The organism is Brucella lupini, from assembly GCF_002252535.1.
Classification (GTDB): Bacteria; Pseudomonadota; Alphaproteobacteria; order Rhizobiales; family Rhizobiaceae; genus Brucella; species Brucella anthropi.
This window is the reverse complement of sequence record NZ_NNRN01000031.1, coordinates 162,681-180,047: the sequence shown is the minus strand read 5'-3', so window position 1 is coordinate 180,047 and position 17,367 is coordinate 162,681. Positions and strand designations below refer to the sequence as shown.

The following is a 17,367-nucleotide window of genomic DNA, read 5'->3' as shown; positions in this document are numbered from 1 at the left end:
TTCCACTTTTCGGAATGCGCTGATTGCCTGAAAAGGCTTTTGATTATGAAGGGCATCGCGTGACAACGCGGTGCCCTTCGTGTATCGGAACCCAAACACAACCACTTGATCACAATCTGCGGAGAGCATCCAATGTCCGGTAAGCCCGCCTACAAACGCGTCCTTTTGAAAGCCTCGGGCGAGGCATTAATGGGCAGTCAGGGCTTTGGCATTGATGTTTCCGTTGCAGACCGTATTGCAAACGATATCAAGCAGGCACGATCGCTTGGCGTTGAAGTTGGCGTCGTGATCGGCGGCGGCAATATTTTTCGCGGTGTCGCTGTGGCGTCCAAGGGCGGAGATCGCGTCACGGGCGATCACATGGGTATGTTGGCCACGGTCATCAATTCGCTGGCGCTGCGTACTTCCCTGCACAAGATCGGCGTCGATTCTGTCGTGCTCTCGGCCATAGCCATGCCTGAAATCTGTGAGAGCTTCTCACAGAGACAGGCTACGGCTTACATGGATGAGGGCAAGGTCGTGATCTTTGCTGGTGGCACCGGAAATCCTTTCTTCACGACGGATTCGGCAGCAGCTCTTCGTGCTGCGGAAATTGAAGCGGATGCGCTTTTGAAGGGTACGCAGGTTGACGGAATCTATTCTGCCGACCCGAAGAAGGATCCGAACGCGACGCGTTTTGACAGTTTGACCCACAAAGAAGTTCTCGATCGCGGGCTCGCAGTCATGGATACAGCCGCTGTTGCCCTTGCGCGTGAGAACAACATTCCGATAATAGTCTATTCCATCCATGAAAACGGCGGCTTGGCCGAAATTCTGCAAGGCAAGGGACGCTGCACGATCGTTTCCGATAATTGATCGACCTTTGCTGCGTATCGAAGGAGAAAATGCATGAGTGATGCTTTCGACATCAACGACCTGAAACGCCGCATGGAAGGCGCTATCAACTCTTTGAAGCACGACCTTAACGGTCTGCGCACGGGCCGCGCTTCAGCAAGCTTGCTGGAGCCGATCGTGATCGAGGCCTATGGCTCGACCATGCCGATCAATCAGGTTGCCAATATCACTGTTCCCGAATCGCGTATGCTTTCGGTTTCCGTCTGGGACAAGAGCATGGTGGGCGCTGTGGAACGCGCAATTCGCGATTCCGGCCTCGGTCTCAATCCCATCACCGATGGCACGACGCTGCGCATTCCGCTGCCGGAATTGAACGAACAGCGCCGCAAGGAACTGGTCAAGATCGCGCACCAGTATGCTGAGCAGGGTCGTATCGCTGCCCGTCATGTTCGTCGTGACGGTATGGACACGCTGAAAAAGCTGGAGAAGGACAGCCTCATCAGTCAGGATGATGGCCGCGTTCTGTCTGAAAAAGTGCAGAAGCTGACGGACGAAACCATCGCGGAGATGGATAAGGTCGTTGCAGTGAAAGAAGGGGAGATCATGCAGGTCTAGTACCTGCATGGTTTTCATTGAGGGAGAGCTTCGCCATGTCCAATCCGCGCCACATCGCCATTATCATGGATGGCAATGGCCGTTGGGCGAAGGCGCGCAATTTGCCGCGCAGCGCCGGGCACCGGGCAGGCGTGGAAGCTCTTCGTGAGATTGTACGGGCGGCCGGGGATCGTGGCCTCGGCTACCTTACATTGTTTGCGTTCTCTTCAGAAAACTGGTCCCGCCCCAGCGGCGAGGTGAACGATCTTCTGGGGTTGCTGAAGATTTTCATCCGACGCGATCTTGCTGAGCTGCACCGCAATAATGTGCGTGTCAGTATTATCGGCGAGCGCGAGGAACTTGCCGCCGATATACGTGCGCTATTAGTCGAAGCGGAAACGCTTACGCGTCGCAATACAGGCCTCAACCTGATTATAGCTTTCAATTACGGTTCCCGCGACGAGATCGTCCGTGCCGTTCGAAGTCTGGCGCGTGATGTCGCTGCCGGACTGCTTGATCCTGCTTCCATTTCCAGTGAACTGGTTTCCGCAAATCTCGATACAGCCGGGATACCCGATCCCGATCTTATCATCCGTACGAGTGGGGAAATGCGCCTGTCGAATTTCCTGCTCTGGCAAGCGGCGTATTCCGAGTTTCTATTCCTGCCCATTCATTGGCCTGATTTCCGCGCGTCTGATCTTGATGCAGCCTATGAGGCTTTTCGCCAGCGCGAGCGTCGGTTTGGCGGCGTTGAAGTGCGCGCCGGACTGGAAGACCGTGAAGAAGAAATCGCATGCCCTTCGACCAAGGGGGCGGCAGTCTAAGGTGGTTCCCGAGAGTTGGGACGACTGAAAATGCTCTAATATGGCGTAAGCCAGTCCGTCGAAAGGTCTCAATGTCCAATCTGCAAACCCGCATCATTACTGCCATTGTCCTCGGTGCAGCCGCCTTGTGGCTGACGTGGGTCGGCGGTTTGGGTTTCACACTGTTTTCGATTGCAATCGGATTGGCCATGTTCCACGAGTGGACGAGCCTGACCGCACCGAAGCAGACAGTGTTCTCGCGTGTGTTCGGCTGGGCATGGCTGGTGCTCACAAGCGTTCTGCTTGTTATGGACCGGAGCGCTTTGCTGACGATTGGCGTTCTGTTGGTGGGCACCCTCATTCTTCTGGCCACGCAATGGCGGACAGGGCGCGGCTGGCCAGCGGCGGGGCTTTTCTATGCAGGTTTCTCCGCCGTTTCGCTTTCACTCCTGCGCGGCGATGAGCCCTTTGGCTTTACTGCGATTGTTTTCCTTTTCGCAGTTGTCTGGTCCACGGATATCGCGGCCTACTTCAATGGCCGGGCACTGGGCGGTCCGAAACTGGCACCGCGCTTTTCACCGAACAAGACATGGTCAGGCGCCATCGGTGGCGCCGCGGCTGCGGTAGCCGGTGGCATTCTGGTTGCCTCACTGGTGGCTGCTCCCGGCAGCTGGCTGGTACCGCTACTCGCATTGCTGCTGTCTGTCGTTTCGCAGATTGGCGACCTTGCAGAATCATGGGTGAAGCGCCAGTTCGGCGCAAAGGACTCTGGCCGTCTTTTGCCGGGGCATGGCGGTGTTCTGGATCGCGTGGACGGGCTTGTCGCTGCTGCCGCACTTTTGTACCTGTTTGGTGCAATTTTTGCAGAGCCAGACGTGCCGTCCGCTATATTCTTCAGTTTCTAAGGGTGCGACGGATGAGTTTGTGGGATTGCTCAAAACGCATTCGGTTCTTCGGAAGCCCACTAGCGTTGTGTAAGGAGTAGTGATTTGCAGGAGGCGTTGGCCTTTTTTCTGGGTGGCGAAAGTCTGCTTGTCGGGACCATCATTCCATTCCTCTTTGTTTTGACCGTTGTGGTCTTTGTTCATGAAATGGGCCACTATCTGGTTGCGCGCTGGTGCGGCATTGGCTCACAGGCATTTTCTATCGGCTTCGGACCTGAGCTGATCGGTTTCACGGACAAGCACGGCACGCGGTGGAAGATTTCTGCCATTCCGCTTGGTGGCTATGTCAAATTCATCGGTGACGAGAGCGCCACGAGCTCTCCAGTTGACGTCGATAATGCAAGCCTGAGCGCAGATGAGCAGCGAAGGGCATTCCATACCCAGCCTGTGTGGAAGCGTGCGGCGACCGTCTTTGCCGGTCCTGCTTTCAATATCATTCTGACGATCGTTATCTTCAGTGTCTTCTTCGCGCTCTATGGGCGTCAGATTTCCGATCCGCTCATAGCTGGCGTTCAGCCTGGCAGTCCTGCTGCTGAAGCAGGGTTTGAAGCCGGGGATCGCTTTATCAGCGTTGAGGGCGAAAAGATCACAACTTTTTCCGACGTGCAGCGCATCGTATCCGGACGGGCCGGGGACAAGCTGAACTTCACTGTCGAGCGTGATGGCAAGATGGTGGATTTGCAGGCCGTTCCGGCAATCGTCGAGCGTACGGATCCGCTTGGAAACAAGATCAAGCTTGGCGCCATCGGCGTGGAAACCACTGAAGCTGTCGGTAATTTTCGCCGGATTGAATATGGTCCCCTCGAATCAGTGGGACAGGCTGTCATGGAAACGGGCTACATTATCAGCCGGACAGGAGAGTTCTTTCAGCGTTTTGCGGTCGGGCGTGAGGATAAATGTCAGCTCGGTGGTCCGGTGAAAATTGCCAATATGGCTGGTAAGGCTGCAAGTCAGGGTTTTGACTGGCTTATCCAGCTAATGGCAATGTTGTCGGTTGGTATCGGGCTTTTGAACCTGTTTCCATTGCCTCCGCTGGATGGCGGTCACCTGGTTTTCTATGCGGTGGAGGCCATAAAGGGTAGCCCGGTATCTGTTGCGGCGCAGGAAATTTTCTATCGTGTTGGGTTCCTACTTGTTATGGGATTCATGGGGTTCGTACTTTTCAACGACCTGTTTGCCTGCTAGATGACTCTCCGGCTGGCTCAGGTGGTGATCTTGGGGATCGGTGCAGGCTGGAGGGTTCCAGTCAGCTAACCGCTATGATGCGCATCTTCTCTGGCGAGGATCGGGGAAGGTGTTAAACAGAAGTGAAAATTGGGAGTGACTGCTCGAAAAGCTAAGCGATTTGTTTACCATAACGCTCAAATCGCGTGGCGCGGATGCCACGCTGGTTGCTTAAGTAAACAGAATTTAACCGTGACGCTTGCTTGTATGGAAAAACCGGGTATGACGGTTGTATCTGTACGTGCTTTTCTGGGTTAATCGCCCCGGGGACAGAAAGAAACGAAGGTTCGGAAAGCCTATGACGGCAAGTTCTAAATTCTTTGGCGCCGCTTCTGCGCTCGCCATGTCAGTGGCTCTTGTGGCTTCGGGTACTGCTGCACTCTCGCTGGCTTCGGTCAATGTTGCCGAGGCTGCTGTCGTTAGCCGTATCGAGGTACGCGGTAATACACGCGTCGACGCACAGTCCATCCGTGACAATATCGACATTCGTCCGGGCAAGGCCTTCACCAGCGCTGATATTGATGCTGCGGTGAAGCGTCTGTTTGCGATGGGTCTGTTCTCGGATGTTCGCATCAATCAGTCCGGCAGCACGCTCGTCGTGAATGTTTCTGAGCGTTCCGTCGTCAACAACGTCCTTTTCCAGGGCAACAAGAAGATCAAGGATCCTGATCTTACTCGTGCTGTTCAGCTCAAGCCGCGTTCGCCTTATGACGCTGCGACGATGGAAGCTGACGTTGAAGCGATCAAGGGAGCCTATGCGCATATCGGGCGCAGCGATGCGACCGTGAATGCACGTACTGTTGATCTTGGTCAGGGGCGTGTGAACGTCGTTTATGAAATCAACGAAGGTTCGCGCACGAAAATCGCAAATGTCGATTTCGTTGGCAATCAGGCATTCGGCTCTCGTCGTTTGCGCGACGTGATTTCGACCAAACGTTCGAATCCGCTTTCGTGGCTGACGCGTAATGACGTATATGACGAAGGGCGTCTTCAGGCTGACGAGGAAACGCTCCGTCGTTTCTATTACAATCGCGGCTATGCGGATTTCCGCGTTATTTCATCGAATGCAGTTCTCGATCCGTCGACAAACGAATACACGATCACCATCACGGTTGATGAAGGTCAGCGCTATACATTCGGCAATGTAAGCGTCGAGAGCAACGTTGATGGCGTTGACGGGCAGGCCTTGGATCATCTGGTCAAGACTCGTTCGGGTAAGCCTTACAGCGCCAAGGAAATCGAAGATTCGGTTCTCGCAGTTACCGAAAATGTTGCCGGTAGTGGTTATGCTTTCGCCAAGGTTGAACCGCGTGGCGATCGTGATTTCGAGAACCATACGATTTCGGTCGTCTATAGCGTTGACGAAGGTCCGCGCGCTTATATTCAGCGCATTGAAATTCGCGGTAACGACAAGACGCGTGACTTCGTGATTCGTCGCGAATTCGATATGAACGAAGGTGATGCCTTCAATCAGGTCATGGTACAGCGCGCGAAGCGTCGTCTCGAAGCGCTTGACTTCTTCCAGACGGTCAATATCTCGACGGCGCCTGGCTCTGAGCCGGATCAGGTTATTCTTGTCGTTGATGTCGTTGAAAAGTCGACCGGCGAATTCTCGATCGGTGGCGGTTACACGACAGGCGGCGAATCGCCGGGTGCGCAGGTCGAAGCTGCTATTACCGAGCGTAACTTCCTCGGACGCGGCCAGTACATCCGTATCAGCGCCGGTGCCGGTCAGGATGATATGCGCAATTATGGCCTGTCGTTTACGGAGCCATATTTCCTCGGATATCGTCTCTCGGCTGGTTTCGATGTATTCCGTCGTACGTATCGCGTAAACGATGATTACGACGTCGAGCAGACCGGTGGTACGATCCGCTTCGGTCTTCCGATCACGGACAATTTCTCGGCAGGTATCGCGTATAACCTCGTTCAGGAAAAGTATGACCTGTTCCGTGCGGACGCTGACAACTACTATGCGCCTGCCTTGCTAGAGGCTGCTGAGCATAGTCCGTGGTTGCGTTCGTCGATCAGCTACTCGCTGACCTACAACTCCATCGACGACATGAAGAATCCGCATGACGGTCTTTATGGCAAGTTCACGCAGGAGTTCGCAGGTCTTGGCGGCGATGCCAAGTACATCAAGACCACGTTCAAGGGTAACTACTACAAGACGCTTTCTCAGGAAGCCGATATCGTCGGTATGCTGGGCATTGGCGGTGGTTATATCCATGAATTCGGTGATGATGGCGTCCGCATCTTTGATCTGTTCAAGAACAATTCGGACATCATCCGCGGCTTCAAGTTCAATGGTATCGGTCCATATCAGGATGCCGCGAACGGCAAACGCTACTGGATGGGCGGAACGACCTATATCAACGGTACGGCTGAAGTTCAGTTCCCGATGCCACTCGTTCCTGAAAGCTTGGGTATCCGTGGCGCCTTGTTTGCTGATGCCGCAACGCTTTATGGTAATGACTCCTCGCAGGGCGGTTCGCCAATCTATGGCGACGACAAGAAGCTTCGCGCTTCGGCAGGTATAAGCCTGATGTGGGCTTCGCCGTTCGGTCCTCTGCGTTTTGACTATGCGTTCCCGATCGCGAAGGCTGATACCGACAAGGTTCAGAACTTCAACTTCGGTGTTTCGACCAAGTTCTAATAGATTTGCCTTTTCCCGGGGTATAACAACCCCGGGGAAGAAAGTGTTTTGATGGCAGATCCTGTTTTTTTCGCGCCTTCGCGTGAACTCACGATTGGCGATATCGCAGATTTTACCGGTGCAAGACTTCGTGACCCGAAGCTTGCACCGCGTTCTGTTGCGCGTCTTTCTTCGCTTAAAGATGCTGTTGAGGGTTCTCTTGTTTTCGTCGAAGGCAAGAAGAATGCCGACGGTCTCTCATCGATCAATGCCGCGGGCGTTCTATGTAGTGAGGCTGTGGTGGATAGCGTGCCGTCGCACATAGCTGCACTGGTTACCCGCAATCCGCAACGGGACTTTGCATCCGTTGGTCGAATGCTGTTTCCAGCGTCCGTCAAACCGGTCAGCTGGTTCGGAGAAACTGGTGTTTCTTCAGCGGCGATTATTCATCCGACAGCACATATCGAGGATGGTGCGACCATCGAGGCCGGCGCAGTTATCGGCAGGGGCGTAAGTGTCGGCAGCGGTACGCTGATCGCGTCAACAGCGGTTATCGGTGAAGGCAGCCAGATAGGTCGCAACAGCTATATTGCCCCCGGTGTAACCGTTCAGTGTGCTTTCATCGGCAATCAAGTGTCTCTTCATCCTGGTGTGCGGATTGGGCAGGACGGTTTCGGCTACGTCCCAGGTCCCGCCGGCTTGGAGAAGGTTCCCCAGCTCGGCAGAGTCATCATTCAGGACAATGTCGAGATTGGCGCCAATACGACGATCGACCGTGGTTCGTTGAACGACACCGTCATTGGCGAAGGTACAAAGATCGATAATCTCGTACAGATCGCCCACAACGTGCGAATCGGCCGTTTTTGTATTGTTGCGGCTCATTGCGGCATTTCCGGCAGCTGTGTCATCGGTGACCAGACGATGCTGGGTGGTCGTGTGGGACTTGCCGACCATTTGATTATCGGTTCGCGCGTGCAGATTGCTGCAGCGAGCGGCGTTATGAATGACATACCCGATGGCGAGCGCTGGGGCGGTATTCCAGCTCGGCCTATCAAACAGTGGTTCCGAGATATCGCGAACATACGTAGCATCGGGCAATCGAGAAAGGAGCAATCCTCTGATGAGTGATGCAAATCAGACCAAGCTGGAAGCAGCAGATATCCAGGATCTTCTGGCAGTGCTGCCGCATCGCTATCCATTTTTGCTGATCGACCGGATTGTTGACATTGACGGCGACGTCTCCGCAACCGGCATCAAGAATGTGACGATCAACGAGCCGCATTTCACCGGACATTTCCCTGAAAAGCCGATTATGCCGGGCGTATTGATTGTCGAAGCCATGGCACAGACGGCGGGCGCTATTTCTCTGCTTCAGCGCAAAACCGGACGCCCTGGCGTGGTCTATTTCATGACTATAGATAATGCCAAATTCCGTCGCCCGGTCATACCGGGAGATCGACTTTTGCTTCACGTAAAGAAGATCAAGCAACGCGCAAATATCTCGAAATACGAATGCATTGCCGAAGTCGATGGTGTAAAGGTTGCGGAAGCTGAAGTCGCTGCCATGATCAGTACAGCTGAAGAAAGCCAGTGAGCATATCAATGAAAGAAACATTTATTCACCCCACCGCTCTTGTTGAGCAGGGTGTGGAACTGGGGCAGGGTGTGTCTGTCGGCCCCTTCTGTCACATTCAGTCTGGCGCCGTCATAGGCGACAATTCGGAATTGATGAGTCATGTAGTGGTGACTGGTGCAACGACGCTTGGCGCAGGTGGAAAGGTTTATCCGCATGCCGTTCTGGGTTGCGATCCGCAGAACAACAAGCATAAGGGCGGTCCAACGAAGCTGAACATTGGCACAAATTGCCTGATCCGCGAAGGCGTGACCATGCACAAGGGGTCAGACAGCGCACGTGGTTACACTTCGGTTGGCGACAACTGTTCGTTCCTGGCTTACGCGCATGTGGCACATGATTGTGACATTGGCGACTACGTCACCTTCTCCAACAATGTGATGATTGGTGGCCACACGACAATCGGGCATCACGCTATTCTGGGTGGTGGTGCCGCTATTCATCAGTTTGTGCGCGTTGGACATCACGCTTTCGTTGGCGGCATGGCTGCGGTTGTAAGCGATCTTATCCCGTACGGCATGGCGATTGGCGTGCACGCTCATCTCGGTGGATTGAACATCGTCGGCATGAAGCGTTCCGGTATGGAACGCAAAGAGATTCATAATCTCCGTCATGCAGTTCGGATGCTGTTCGATCGCACAAAGCCCATTCGGGACCGTGCAAAGGACGTCCTGACTGCGATACCGGATTCTCCGGCTGTCATCGATATGATCGACTTCATCAATGTCGATACCAAACGTGCCTACTGTACACCTCCGCTTGATGCGGTCCATGGTGGGGCCGGGCATGACAGCGGCGAAGATTGAGCAAATACCGCGTCTTGCAGATGATGCGGGACGCGTTGCAATTATCGCTGGTAATGGCCTGCTGCCGATCAGTGTGGCGGAGGCCCTTGAGGCTGCGGAGAAGAAGCCATTCCTCGTACCGTTGCGAGGGGAGGCTGATCCGGTACTCTACAAGTACGAGCATCAGGAAATTTCCATCGTAGAGTTTGCAAAGCTCGTGCGGTCGATGAAGGCTGCCGGTGTGGATCGCGTTGTCCTCGCTGGTGGCGTGACAAGCAGGCCCCATGTCAGTGATCTGAAGTTTGACTGGCCTACTCTGCGCGCAGTGCCTTACGTTTTACGTGCGTTGGGACAAGGCGATGATGCTCTTTTACGTGCATTTATCGGTCTGCTGGAGTCCTTCGGTTTCAAAGTTGTCGGGGCTCACGATGTTGTTCCGAATTTACTTTCTCCATCGCCAGCTCAAATTTTGACGCGAAATGCACCGGACGCGAGAGAACGTCATAATCTTGAACTTGCAATGGAATCTGCGCTTCGTCTGGGTGATCTGGATGTCGGGCAGGGTGCTGTTGCGGTTGGCGGACGTGTCGTTGCGCTCGAAGGGGCGGAAGGCACAGATCAAATGATAGAGCGTGTGCGCGAGTTACGTGCAGCTGGCCGCATACCTCGTCGTGGCGGTGTTCTCGTCAAGATGGCGAAGCCGCGACAGGACGAAAGAGCAGACCTTCCGACCATCGGAATTTCTACGATTGATAATGCCGTAAAAGCGGGATTATCAGGAATAGCTGTTGAGGCAGGCAGGACATTCATTCTAGGCTTCGGTGAAACCATCGCGGCGGCCAATGCAAGAGGCCTTTTCGTAGAGACGGTCAGTCGCGAGAAAAAGGATATCAAGAAGTGAACACCACCAGCCGGCCGTTGAAAATAGCAATAGTGGCCGGTGAAGAATCCGGTGATCTTCTAGGTGCCGACCTTATCGATGCGTTGCGGAGCCAGACAGACCGCTTGGTTGATATCATTGGTGTCGGTGGTGATCACCTTGCGGCCCGGGGAATGAAGTCCTTTTTTGATCCGCACGAGATTGCGCTTATGGGGCTGGGCGCAATTCTGAAGAACTTACCGGGTCTAATGCGGCGTATTGGCCAGACCGCTAGAAGCATCATCGCTGAGAAACCGGATTGCGTACTTCTGATTGACAGTCCGGAGTTTACACATCGCGTCGCCAAGAAGATCAGGGCTGCAAATCCATCGATTCCCATCGTGAAATATATAGCACCAAGCGTGTGGGCTTGGCGGCCGCAACGCGCGCGGGCGATGAAAGCCTATTTCGACCATGTGTTGACTATTCTTCCATTTGAGGTGGAGGTCATGCAGCGGTTAAGCGGGCCGAGTGCCACTTATGTCGGGCATCGCCTTTCCAGCTATGAACCGATACTGCGGGCACGGGATGAGCAAAAAAACCTGGAAGCGCGACGGACTGTTGAGTCCCGGAAAACATTGCTCGTTCTGCCGGGGTCTCGTCGTACTGAAATCCAGATGCTCATGGAACCGTTCGGGCAGGCTGTTGGTGAATTAGCTGCCCGGGTCGACAAGCTTGACGTCGTTCTGCCGACACTGCCACGCATTGAGGAAATGGTTCGCGATCTTTCAAAGGACTGGGCTGTCAAACCGCTTATGGTGTTGGGTGATGAGGAAAAGTGGAAAGCTTTTTCTAAAGCCGATGCAGCGCTTGCCGCTTCAGGGACGGTTTCGCTGGAACTGGCTCTATCGCGCATTCCAAGCGTGCTTTCCTATAAGGCGGACTGGTTCGCAAGCAAGTTTCTGATGCCCAAGATCACGATCTGGAGCGCTGCCTTGCCAAATATCATCGCCGACGAACCGGTCGTTCCTGAGTATTTCAATGAGTTTGTCCGTCCGGGAATGCTTGCACGCAACCTTGAACGGTTGATGCGGCCTGGATCGGCACGTCAGGCGCAGCTGGACGGATTTGATAAAGTTGCGTCGATCATGGCGACGGAGCAACCCTCTGGCGAGATCGGGGCGCGCGTCATTCTGGAATTGGCAGGCAATTCCAAGAGCTGATTTTGACTGTAGATAGAATACGAAAAACCCCGGTTGTTTTGGCAACCGGGGTTTTTATTATAGTCTGATACTTACTTACGCTTTGCGAGCGGCACGTAATCCCGCTCGGGAGCGCCGGTATAGAGCTGGCGTGGACGGCCGATCTTCTGCTGCGGATCTTCGATCATTTCCTTCCACTGTGCGACCCAGCCGACGGTGCGGGCGAGAGCAAAGAGAACCGTGAACATTTCGGTCGGGAAACCGAGGGCCTTCAGCGTGATGCCGGAGTAGAAGTCGATGTTTGGATAAAGCTTCTTCTCAATGAAGTATTCGTCCGTCAGGGCGATCTTTTCCAGTTCCATTGCAACGTCGAGCAACGGGTCGTCCTTGATGCCCAGTTCGCCCAGAACTTCATGGCAGGTCTTCTGCATGATCTTGGCGCGTGGATCGTAGTTCTTGTAGACGCGGTGACCGAAGCCCATCAGACGGAACGGATCGTTTTTGTCCTTTGCACGGGCGATGAATTCTGGAATGCGGTCCACAGAACCGATTTCAGCCAGCATGTTGAGCGCAGCTTCATTTGCGCCGCCGTGGGCAGGGCCCCAGAGGCAGGCAACGCCGGCAGCGATACATGCAAACGGATTGGCCCCAGAAGAACCGGCAAGGCGCACGGTCGAGGTCGAGGCGTTCTGCTCATGATCTGCGTGGAGAATGAAGATGCGGTCCATTGCACGAGCCAGAACCGGATTGACCTTGTAATCCTCGCATGGAACGCCAAAGCACATATGCAGGAAGTTCGACGCAAAATCGAGATCGTTCTTCGGGTACATAAACGGCTGGCCGATATGGTACTTGTAGGCCATGGCGGCAAGCGTTGGAACCTTGGCGATCAGACGGATCGACGCGACCATACGCTGATGCGGGTCGGTGATGTCGGTCGAGTCATGATAGAAAGCCGACATTGCACCAACGCAGCCAACCATGACTGCCATGGGATGAGCGTCACGACGGAAGCCCGTAAAGAACTTCGTCATCTGTTCGTGAATCATCGTGTGGCGTGTCACACGGTAGTCGAAGTCAGACTTCTGCGTCGCGGTAGGCAATTCGCCGTAGAGAAGCAGATAGCAGGTTTCCAGAAAATCACCGTGTTCGGCAAGCTGATCGATCGGGTAACCGCGATAGAGCAGGGTGCCTTCATCGCCATCGATGTAAGTGATCTTGGATTCGCACGATGCCGTGGACGTGAAGCCGGGATCGTACGTGAACATCTGCGAGTTTTTGTAAAGTGGACCGATATCGACGACGTCTGGTCCGACAGTGCCTTGTCGTACAGGCAGGTCGAATGTTTTGCCTTCTAGTGTAAAGCTGGCTGTCCTATCTGACATCGTGTTTCCTTTCATGTCCACTTTGCCGCCCGCACGACGGCAGAATTGTAATCGTCGTTATAATTTGTCTTTTATCTCTTGGCATGGTCCCCGCCCCTATGGGGACCATCAGCGTTTAGCGCATTATCCTAACGATTTTGCCCGTCAAACTATCCCAAACGGTTCGCGATGCAATGCGTAATTTGAACTATTTACGCCGGTTTTGTCACGTCAGCGTGAATGTTCCCACCTTAACCGATTTGATCGCGAATACGTCCGAGGGACTCTTCGCGTCCAAGGACGAAAAGCACGTCGAACACGCCCGGAGAGGTGGCGCGACCGGTCAGAGCTGCACGTAAAGGCTGTGCAATCTTGCCCAGTTTCAGGCCGGTTTTTTCTGCGTGAGTCCTTACGACAGCGTCTAGAGATTCAACGGTCCATTCGCCAGATGCTTCCAGATCCGGGAGTACGGATTTGAGCACGGCCCGGCCTTCGTCGTTCAGGAGAGAAGCTGCCTTTTCGTCAAGATCAAGAGGACGGGCAGCAAAGATGAATTTCGAACCATCAGCCAGTTCCACCAAAGTTTTGGCGCGGTCCTTCAGGCCCGGCATAGCGGCAAGCAATTGTGCGCTTCGCTTGTCGTCGAGAGCGTCGGCAATTTCCTTGCCACCCTCGATCTCCGGCAGAACAGCGATAAGCGCATCATAAAGCGCCTTGTCGTCACTGGCGCGCATATAGACGCCATTGATTGCCTCAAGCTTCTGAAAATCGAAGCGAGCTGCCCCCTTGTTGATATCCTTCACATCGAACCATTCGATCATCTGTTCGGTCGACATGATTTCGTCGTCGCCATGGCTCCAGCCGAGGCGTACAAGATAGTTGCGCAGAGCAGCAGGCAGATAACCCATCGCACGGTAGGCATCCACACCCAAAGCGCCATGACGCTTGGAGAGTTTTGCACCGTCCGCACCATGAATGAGCGGGATATGCGACATTTGCGGCACGTCCCAACCCATTGCATCATAGATGACTGTCTGCCGCGCAGCATTGGTCAGATGATCGTCGCCGCGTATGATATGGGTCACGCCCATATCGTGATCATCGACAACGACTGCATGCATGTAAGTCGGCGTACCATCGGAACGCAGAATGATGAAATCGTCCAGGTCTTTGTTGGGGAAGCGCACATCGCCCTGCACAGCGTCCTGCACGAGGGTTTCGCCTTCCTGCGGTGCCTTGATCCGGATGACCGGCTTTACGCCTGCAGGCGCTTCTGACGGATCGCGATCACGCCAGCGACCGTCATAGCGCGGCGGACGGCCTTCTTCGCGTGCTTTCTCGCGCATTTCGGCCAGTTCTTCTGGTGTTGCATAGCAATAATATGCCTTGCCGAGAGTGACGAGCTCTTCCGCGACTTCGCGATGGCGAGGCGCGCGCTCGAACTGAGAGATGGCATCGCCGTCCCAGTCCAGACCAAGCCAGGTCAGGCCATCAAGAATGGCAGCCGTCGCGGCGTCGGTGGAACGTTCCCGGTCGGTGTCTTCAATGCGCAGCAGCATCTTGCCGCCGCTGTGCTTGGCATAAAGCCAGTTGAACAAGGCAGTGCGCGCACCACCAATGTGCAGGTACCCCGTGGGCGAGGGGGCAAAACGGGTAACGACCGGTTTCGGCATGATAGCTCCACTATGTCGTGCGCCTTTTTAGAGCAGCGGCAAATGCCGGAGACACAGGCGCGAACTTGAATTCCTATGCCTGCGCGAGACTGCCCGGCAGGTAATCGGGGTTCGTTATGCGAACCCACTCGATTTCGGCTGCGGTTCATGTAGCATAGGCAGCAATGTGCGCAAGGGCCTCGCATCCCTTTCGCACGAATGTGCCGTCGTTCTTTCGGGGTATTCCGGCGGTTGGGCCAACTTTTGCGGTCAGGCGGGGGCATGACAGGCATCAGGGAAGCGAGCGATGCAAACGAACGGGCGCTTGTGAAAAGCTTGCCCGACGGTTTGGTGCGCGCTTTGTTGCCAGAGGTCTGGCCTCCAAATGATGTCGAGATTCCGGTAAATCCACCGCCGGTCAAGCCTCGTGCGCCAAGCTTGCGTGAACGACTTTTGTCTATACCGTCGGTCACAGGTCGACAGTTCAAGGCTGCGGCTGAAACTGAAGCGGGACGCGGTGTATTTTTTCTTCTGCTGCCGGTTTTTGCCGGTGTTGGCGCAATCATCTATTTCACGCTCTCATTCGAACCGGCATGGATACCGCTTTTGTCCATGCTCGGTATGGCCACTATCTTGCGAATTGCGACGCGCAAACAATTCGCCGCTGCCCAAGGCGTGACATTGGCAATCGCTCTGCTGGCGGGGTTTGTGGTCGGCAAATGGGAAACGGAACGTCGTGCCACGCCGATGCTGGGCTCTGACGTGGCAACACGTGTAACGGGTCGGGTTGTCGCTCTTGAATATCAGGACAATGGCAGCTGGCGGATAACACTTGATGTGCTCCAGACAGAGCGTCCAAAACTCCGTTTTCCACCGAAACGCATTCGTGTCAATGCGCGGGACATACCGGCGTCAACGGCCATTGGCAGCGGACTGGCAGGTTTCGTGCGATTGCGTATTCCGTCGGGTCCGGTTCGCCCGGGTAACTACGATTTCTCGTTTCATGCCTATTTCAATGGTATTGGTGCCAATGGTTTCTTTCTCGGAACACCCAAAGTGGCGACGGTTTCTCAGCCAGACGAACTGACTGCGGAAATTTCCCAATGGATCGCCATGTTGCGCGTGCGGGTGTCTGAGCGAATCGAGGAAGTGATCGGTGGCGAGGACGGCAGTGTTGCTTCGGCGCTTGTGGCAGGCACGCGTGCGGGGATCAGCGAGCGGACAAATGAAGACCTGCGCAAGGCGGGGCTCGCACATATTCTGTCGATCTCGGGCTTGCATATGGCGCTTGCCGCTGGCGTTGTCATGCTGACGTTGCGATCCGTCTTCGCGCTATTTCCGGCTTTCAGTGTGCGGCATCCGGTGAAGAAATATGCGGCCTTTCTCTCCCTGTTGAGCTGTACCTTCTATCTTGCCATGTCAGGTGCGGATGTCGCTGCACAACGAAGCTATGTGATGATTGCAGTCATGCTCGGAGCTTTGCTGGTAGACCGAGCGGCCATCAGTATGCGCAATCTGGCGATTGCGGCCATCGCTATGATTGCAATTTCGCCGCATGAGATACTGGGACCGAGTTTTCAAATGTCTTTTTCGGCTACGGCTGCGTTGATTGCCGGTTATGCCTGGTGGAGCGAGCGCTACGCGATCAGGCAGGTTGGCACGGAAAAACGTGGGAAGACCGCTTATAGCTTCGCTGGAAAAATCCTGAAGCCGATCTCAGCGGCGGCGGCTACTTCGCTCATCGCCGGATTGGCGAGCGGGATTTTTGCAGCTTATCACTTCAACAATACAGCGCCGTTCGGTCTTGTAGGAAATGTCCTCGCTGAGCCTGTAATAGCTCTTCTCGTGATGCCGTTTGCCGTCTTTGGTCTTGTGCTGATGCCATTGCAACTGGACTGGGTGCCTTTGCAGATAATGGGCTGGGGCATTTTCGCAGTCAGGCACATTGCTGCCTTTGTTGCAAAGTGGTCACCAGACGGTAATCCTGGGGCCATGCCCGCACTCACTATCGTTCTCTGGACCATTGCGCTCGTTCTGGTTGTTGTTCTGTCGACCAGATTGAAGGTGTTGGCGCTGCCGTTCATCGTTCTAGGGTTTGCTGCTTTCGTCAGGGAGCCCTTTCCTGACATCGTGATCTCGGAAGATGCCAAACTGGTGGGGGTTCGGCTCGCGGACGGGAAGTTCGCAGTCAATCGAAGCCGACCGTCACAGTTCACAATCGACAATTGGAAAACCGCTTATCTGGTGGAAGAGTTCATTGCGCCGCCATCCGGCAAAAACAAAAAGCGAACTGATGGGGACGGGTTCGAATGCGAAGATGGACTTTGCACGATCAGTCTGCGTGATGGTCGTACACTAGCCTACACCGCAGATGTCGCGATGCTGGAAATAGCCTGCAATATCGGCGATGTGGTTATTCTCGCCGTTTCCGGCAAAGATCTGGCGTGCGAACGTTCCACTATCCTGAGTATCAGCAAGCAGGAACTGGCACTAAAGGGAGCCGTCGAGATCAGGCTCGGAGAAAGGCCAGATCAAAATCGATCTTTCAGAGCTGTACCGGGCGACACCTACGACGTCGCAAAGCCCGGGATGAGCCAGCAAACATCTGAATTGCAGCCGGAGGACCGAATTACCTATGCAATTGATGCGCCAAGTCGTCCCTGGCATCTGCACCGCATCCATTCGCGTCCAGCACGTGGCTTGTCCGAGCGCGAGTACAAACCAAAATCCCACTCCGCTCAAAATGCCGGAGTTTGTTCATCAGGTGTTAGCGATGAACCAACGCGCTGCAACTAAATAAAGAGCGGTTCCACGTTTCTGTTCTTAACTGGAACCGCT

The 17,367-nt window shown here is 54.6% G+C and carries 14 protein-coding genes; 12 read left to right on the top strand and 2 right to left on the bottom strand.

The genetic code is table 11. From position 1 onward, the window contains the following. Positions 1–132: 132 nt before the first annotated feature. From pyrH to lpxB, 11 genes are all read left to right on the top strand, one after another. Complete coding sequence (gene pyrH, locus CES86_RS04535; RefSeq protein WP_010659978.1) at positions 133–855, top strand: UMP kinase; 723 nt, start codon at positions 133–135, stop codon at positions 853–855. A gap of 33 nt (positions 856–888) precedes the next feature. After that, a complete protein-coding gene (frr, locus tag CES86_RS04530; RefSeq protein WP_010659979.1) occupies positions 889–1,449 on the top strand; it encodes a ribosome recycling factor in 561 nt (186 codons plus the stop codon). A 35-nt stretch (positions 1,450–1,484) separates the two neighbouring features. Further along, complete coding sequence (locus CES86_RS04525; protein ID WP_094513780.1) at positions 1,485–2,252, top strand: isoprenyl transferase; 768 nt, start codon at positions 1,485–1,487, stop codon at positions 2,250–2,252. A gap of 71 nt (positions 2,253–2,323) precedes the next feature. Then, positions 2,324–3,136, top strand: a complete 813-nt coding sequence (locus CES86_RS04520) for a phosphatidate cytidylyltransferase (protein ID WP_010659981.1) — start codon at positions 2,324–2,326, stop codon at positions 3,134–3,136. Between the two features lie 84 nt (positions 3,137–3,220). After that, positions 3,221–4,360: an RIP metalloprotease RseP gene (gene rseP, locus CES86_RS04515; RefSeq protein ID WP_012091955.1), complete on the top strand. Its 1,140-nt coding sequence runs from the start codon at positions 3,221–3,223 to the stop codon at positions 4,358–4,360. A 337-nt stretch (positions 4,361–4,697) separates the two neighbouring features. Continuing rightward, positions 4,698–7,055, top strand: a complete 2,358-nt coding sequence (gene bamA, locus CES86_RS04510) for an outer membrane protein assembly factor BamA (RefSeq protein ID WP_036586699.1) — start codon at positions 4,698–4,700, stop codon at positions 7,053–7,055. A gap of 51 nt (positions 7,056–7,106) precedes the next feature. Beyond that, on the top strand, positions 7,107–8,162 hold the full coding sequence (gene lpxD, locus CES86_RS04505) for a UDP-3-O-(3-hydroxymyristoyl)glucosamine N-acyltransferase (RefSeq protein WP_010659984.1): 1,056 nt from the start codon (positions 7,107–7,109) through the stop codon (positions 8,160–8,162). Further along, positions 8,155–8,628, top strand: coding sequence for a 3-hydroxyacyl-ACP dehydratase FabZ (fabZ, locus tag CES86_RS04500; protein ID WP_010659985.1), 474 nt, complete (start codon positions 8,155–8,157; stop codon positions 8,626–8,628). The genes lpxD and fabZ overlap by 8 nt, the downstream gene beginning before the upstream one ends. Before the next feature lie 8 nt (positions 8,629–8,636). Continuing rightward, positions 8,637–9,473, top strand: a complete 837-nt coding sequence (gene lpxA / locus CES86_RS04495) for an acyl-ACP--UDP-N-acetylglucosamine O-acyltransferase (RefSeq protein ID WP_010659986.1) — start codon at positions 8,637–8,639, stop codon at positions 9,471–9,473. After that, positions 9,454–10,353 (top strand): LpxI family protein, encoded by a 900-nt coding sequence (locus tag CES86_RS04490; RefSeq protein WP_029924676.1) that lies wholly within the window; start codon positions 9,454–9,456, stop codon positions 10,351–10,353. Before lpxA ends, CES86_RS04490 begins: the two co-directional genes overlap by 20 nt. Next, positions 10,350–11,534, top strand: coding sequence for a lipid-A-disaccharide synthase (gene lpxB, locus CES86_RS04485; protein WP_094513779.1), 1,185 nt, complete (start codon positions 10,350–10,352; stop codon positions 11,532–11,534). The genes CES86_RS04490 and lpxB overlap by 4 nt, the downstream gene beginning before the upstream one ends. Positions 11,535–11,605: 71 nt before the next feature. Here the strand turns inward: lpxB and gltA are convergent, their stop codons facing one another. Both gltA and gltX read right to left on the bottom strand, forming a co-directional pair. Further along, a complete protein-coding gene (gene gltA, locus CES86_RS04480; RefSeq protein ID WP_010659989.1) occupies positions 11,606–12,898 on the bottom strand; it encodes a citrate synthase in 1,293 nt (430 codons plus the stop codon). A 230-nt stretch (positions 12,899–13,128) separates the two neighbouring features. Further along, a complete protein-coding gene (gene gltX, locus CES86_RS04475; protein ID WP_036586702.1) occupies positions 13,129–14,550 on the bottom strand; it encodes a glutamate--tRNA ligase in 1,422 nt (473 codons plus the stop codon). 261 nt (positions 14,551–14,811) lie between these two features. On the opposite strand from gltX, the gene CES86_RS04470 reads away from it, so the two are divergent. Continuing rightward, positions 14,812–17,325: a ComEC/Rec2 family competence protein gene (locus CES86_RS04470; RefSeq protein ID WP_094513777.1), complete on the top strand. Its 2,514-nt coding sequence runs from the start codon at positions 14,812–14,814 to the stop codon at positions 17,323–17,325. Positions 17,326–17,367: the final 42 nt, after the last annotated feature.